The following is a 3,243-nucleotide window of genomic DNA, read 5'->3' as shown; positions in this document are numbered from 1 at the left end:
GTACATCAATGGCTTCTACAACACCCGTCGTCGTCATTCATATCTGGGCGGCATCAGCCCGCTCGCCTTCGAAGCCAAGGTGGCTTTATGAGAGAGGTGACCGGCACAAAACCGTTACAAGTCCAGTTCGACGCATCATCGAGACCGAGCCAGACCTCACCGGGCCGATACTCGGCGCTAGGCTGGGCGCTCACCTGGAAGCGACATACCAAGGAGACCTGCAATCGATTCGGAAATGCCTTACGGCGCTGGGTTGCCTGGACATGGCCGGACAAATTTGAATGGCGAGGAAATGGGAGATATCGCCGCCTATTCCCTGCGACCTCGGACGCCGGAGCTGAAACCACATCGATCTAGAGATGTGCTTTCAGGTGCTGAAGCGTGCTTCACCCGAAGCGACGATCTTTCTTTTACAAACACCTCGCGGAGGTCGCCCGCCAAAGGGCCTCAGACACTTGCTCTTCGAACCACAAAAGTCAGGCTGACTAAGAGACGGTCCCACTCACAATCCCACCCTGCTCCCAACCCGACGGAGACTCCGGGAAACTAGGCCACAACCCTGGTGACAGCGCTGCTGGCTTGGGATCGCTGTTTAGGCGCCTCTCGGAAGGGAATGCCGCATCTGCCTTATGAAGCGCTTTCACCCACAAGAGCCTCCGCAGATCGGCACAGAAGCACATCAAAGAGGGTGCGAGCGCGTGATCTTGCGAGAACGCGTAAAATAGAAGGCCTACCGCTACCCTACCAAGTACAGCTTACGGGAGTAATAGCGAGCTGTCCCCGTAGGAGTAAAAGCGATAGTCATTTTCTATCGCATAGGCGTAGACGTCTTTCATACGCTCAAGCCCCATCAGCGCCGAGACCAGCATGAACAGCGTCGATCGGGGCAAGTGGAAGTTGGTCATCAAGCCGTCGATCGCGCGGAAGCGATAGCCCGGGGTGATGAAGATCGCCGTGTCACCTTCGAACGGAACGATCTGCCCATCATCCTGCGCCGCGCTTTCCAGCAGGCGCAAGCTGGTGGTGCCCACGGCGATCACTCGGCCGCCTTTTTGTCGTACGGCGTTGAGGCGGGCGGCGGTATCGGCGTCGATCCGGCCCCATTCCGCGTGCATGCGGTGGTCAGCCGTGTCTTCGGCTTTGACCGGCAGGAACGTGCCCGCGCCGACATGCAACGTCAGCGTCTCACGTCCAATGCCGGCAACGTCCAGCCGTTCCACGAGGCCGGGCGTGAAATGGAGCGAGGCAGTGGGCGCCGCCACCGCACCGTCGCGCGTAGCGAACATGGTCTGGTAATCGCTGCGATCGGCATCATCCGTAGGGCGCTTGCCGGCGATGTAGGGCGGCAACGGCATGCGGCCCGCGCGCTCCAGCAAGACTTCCACAGGCTCATCGCCTGAAAACGCCAGCGTCCAGCTGCCATCTTCGAACCGCTGCTCCGCCGTCGCGGAAACCCCCGCCGGGAAGCTGATGACATTGCCGGGCCGCAAACGCTTGGCATTTCGCACAAAGGCCTGCCAGCGGCGCAGATCGATGCGCTTGTGCAAAGTCGCGCCGATCCGTGCTTCGCCCCGCTGCCCCTCCAGCTGAGCCGGGATCACGCGCGTGTCGTTGAAGACCAGCACATCGCCTGCCCGCAGCATCTGCGGAAGATCCCGCACATGCCGATCGGCTATCTCCGCCGTGCCATCGGCCACCAGCATCCGGGCGGCATCACGAGGCTTCACCGGCCGCAGAGCGATGCGCTCGTTCGGCAGCTCGAAATCGAACAGGTCGACGTTCATCGGTCAGCGCCGAGCGGCGTCAGTTCGGCTGTGAGAGGCTCGGCTTGGCGGCACTGAGAGACGGTGCCGCAGCGCTAACGGGGGCAGGCGGCGGCCCCTTCTTGTCACTGGCGAGCGAGGCCTGCAGCACCCGGGTCGGGTTGGCAGGCGGTTCGCCGCGCTGGATGGCGTCGACATATTGCATCCCGGAGATTACGCGGCCGAACACGGTGTATTTGTGGTCGAGCGCGAAGCGAGGGTAGAAAACGATGAAGAATTGACTGTTCGCGCTGTTGGGATCGTTGGTGCGCGCCATCGACACCGTGCCGCGCAGATGGGGCACGGCATTGAACTCCGCCTTCAGGTCAGGCAGCTTGGAACCGCCCTCACCCGTGCCCGTGGGATCGCCGGTCTGCGCCATGAAACCATCGATCACGCGGTGGAAGATCACCCCGTTGTAGAAGCCTTCCCGGGCCAGCGTCTTGATTCGCTCGACGTGGGTGGGGGCCCATTGCGGCATCAAGCGGATCGCAACGCGCCCGCCGTCCGACAAGTCCAGCAACAGCACGTTATCCGCATCATGCGAGATATCGGCATCGACGGCGGTGGAAACCGCGGTTGGTTCCGGCGTCGGTGGGGGTGCCTTCTTTTTGGCGAGCGCCGGCGACGCGGTCAGCGCCAGCCCCATCAACATGCCCATCATCGTCGGGACAAGCACACGAGCTTTCATCGGCCACTCTTCATAAGGCGCGGCCATGGGGGGATGGGCCGCAGCAGGGGAACACTGTCACGCGCGGCGATAGTCTCTGGCCGCTGTCATGGCAATGAACGGAAACAAAGAGGCGGAAGGCGATCGCTCAGTAATCGCCTTTGCGTCCGGTCTGGGCGATCCGCGCCTCCACATCGTCGCGAACGGCCGGGCTGACGAACTTGGAAATGTCTCCGCCGAAGATCGCGATTTCCTTCACCAGCTTGGAGGCGATGGGCTGCAGGCCTACGTCAGCCATCAGGAAGACCGTTTCGATGCCGGCGTTCAGTTGCTGGTTCATGCCGGCCATCTGATACTCGTACTCAAAGTCAGCCACGGCGCGCAGCCCGCGCACGATCACGCTGGCCCCTTGCGCCTCGGCAAACTTCATCAGCAGCGCGTTGAAGCCAACCACGTCGACGTTTTCGATGCCGAGGGACGCCACCTCGCGCTCCACCATGGCGATGCGCTCATCAGGGGTGAACATAGGGTTTTTCGAAGGATTGGTGGTTACACCCAAGATTAACCGATCGACCAGTTTCGCGCCGCGCCGGATGATATCGGCATGGCCCAGAGTGATGGGATCGAACGTTCCCGGATAGACACCAACGCGCTCCGCCCCAGCCATCAGTGATCCCTCTCCACGATGTAGCGTGCGACGGCACGCAGCAAATCCGCTTCCTGACCATGGCTGGCGAGGTGGGTGACAGCCTGGTCCACCAGCATATGCGC

Annotated in this window: 4 protein-coding genes and 1 pseudogene; 1 reads left to right on the top strand and 4 read right to left on the bottom strand. The window is 61.9% G+C overall.

The features are described 5' to 3' along the window. Window positions 1-91 (top strand): IS3 family transposase (locus ACHWRX_RS04155; protein ID WP_394658149.1); only part of this gene is annotated, 91 nt, incomplete at its 5' end. Between the two features lie 664 nt (window positions 92-755). Here the strand turns inward: ACHWRX_RS04155 and queA are convergent. The 4 genes and pseudogenes from queA to ACHWRX_RS04135 all read right to left on the bottom strand — a co-directional run. Then, complete coding sequence (gene queA / locus ACHWRX_RS04150; protein ID WP_394658199.1) at window positions 756-1,784, bottom strand: tRNA preQ1(34) S-adenosylmethionine ribosyltransferase-isomerase QueA; 1,029 nt, start codon at window positions 1,782-1,784, stop codon at window positions 756-758. A 19-nt stretch (window positions 1,785-1,803) separates the two neighbouring features. Beyond that, window positions 1,804-2,493 carry a peptidylprolyl isomerase gene (locus ACHWRX_RS04145; protein ID WP_058735958.1) on the bottom strand — a complete coding sequence of 230 codons (690 nt, stop codon included), beginning with the start codon at window positions 2,491-2,493 and terminating at the stop codon, window positions 1,804-1,806. A gap of 127 nt (window positions 2,494-2,620) precedes the next feature. Beyond that, window positions 2,621-3,139 carry a pantetheine-phosphate adenylyltransferase gene (gene coaD, locus ACHWRX_RS04140; RefSeq protein WP_058735919.1) on the bottom strand — a complete coding sequence of 173 codons (519 nt, stop codon included), beginning with the start codon at window positions 3,137-3,139 and terminating at the stop codon, window positions 2,621-2,623. Further along, window positions 3,139-3,243, bottom strand: a pseudogene (locus ACHWRX_RS04135) (polyprenyl synthetase family protein); the annotation flags it as partial. The pseudogene ACHWRX_RS04135 and the gene coaD, both read right to left, overlap by 1 nt.

Source organism: uncultured Novosphingobium sp., from assembly GCF_964277725.1.
Taxonomy (GTDB): domain Bacteria; phylum Pseudomonadota; class Alphaproteobacteria; order Sphingomonadales; family Sphingomonadaceae; genus Novosphingobium; species Novosphingobium fluoreni.
The sequence above is the reverse complement of the archived record's forward strand: the minus strand, read 5'-3'. Positions and strand labels throughout refer to the sequence as shown.

Bases quoted from the DNA above. Each gene is read 5' to 3' on its own strand.
- queA (WP_394658199.1), bottom strand. From the start codon at position 1,784: ATGAACGTCGACCTGTTCGATTTCGAGCTGCCGAACGAGCGCATCGCT.
- ACHWRX_RS04145 (WP_058735958.1), bottom strand. From the start codon at position 2,493: ATGAAAGCTCGTGTGCTTGTCCCGACGATGATGGGCATGTTGATGGGG.
- coaD (WP_058735919.1), bottom strand. From the start codon at position 3,139: ATGGCTGGGGCGGAGCGCGTTGGTGTCTATCCGGGAACGTTCGATCCC.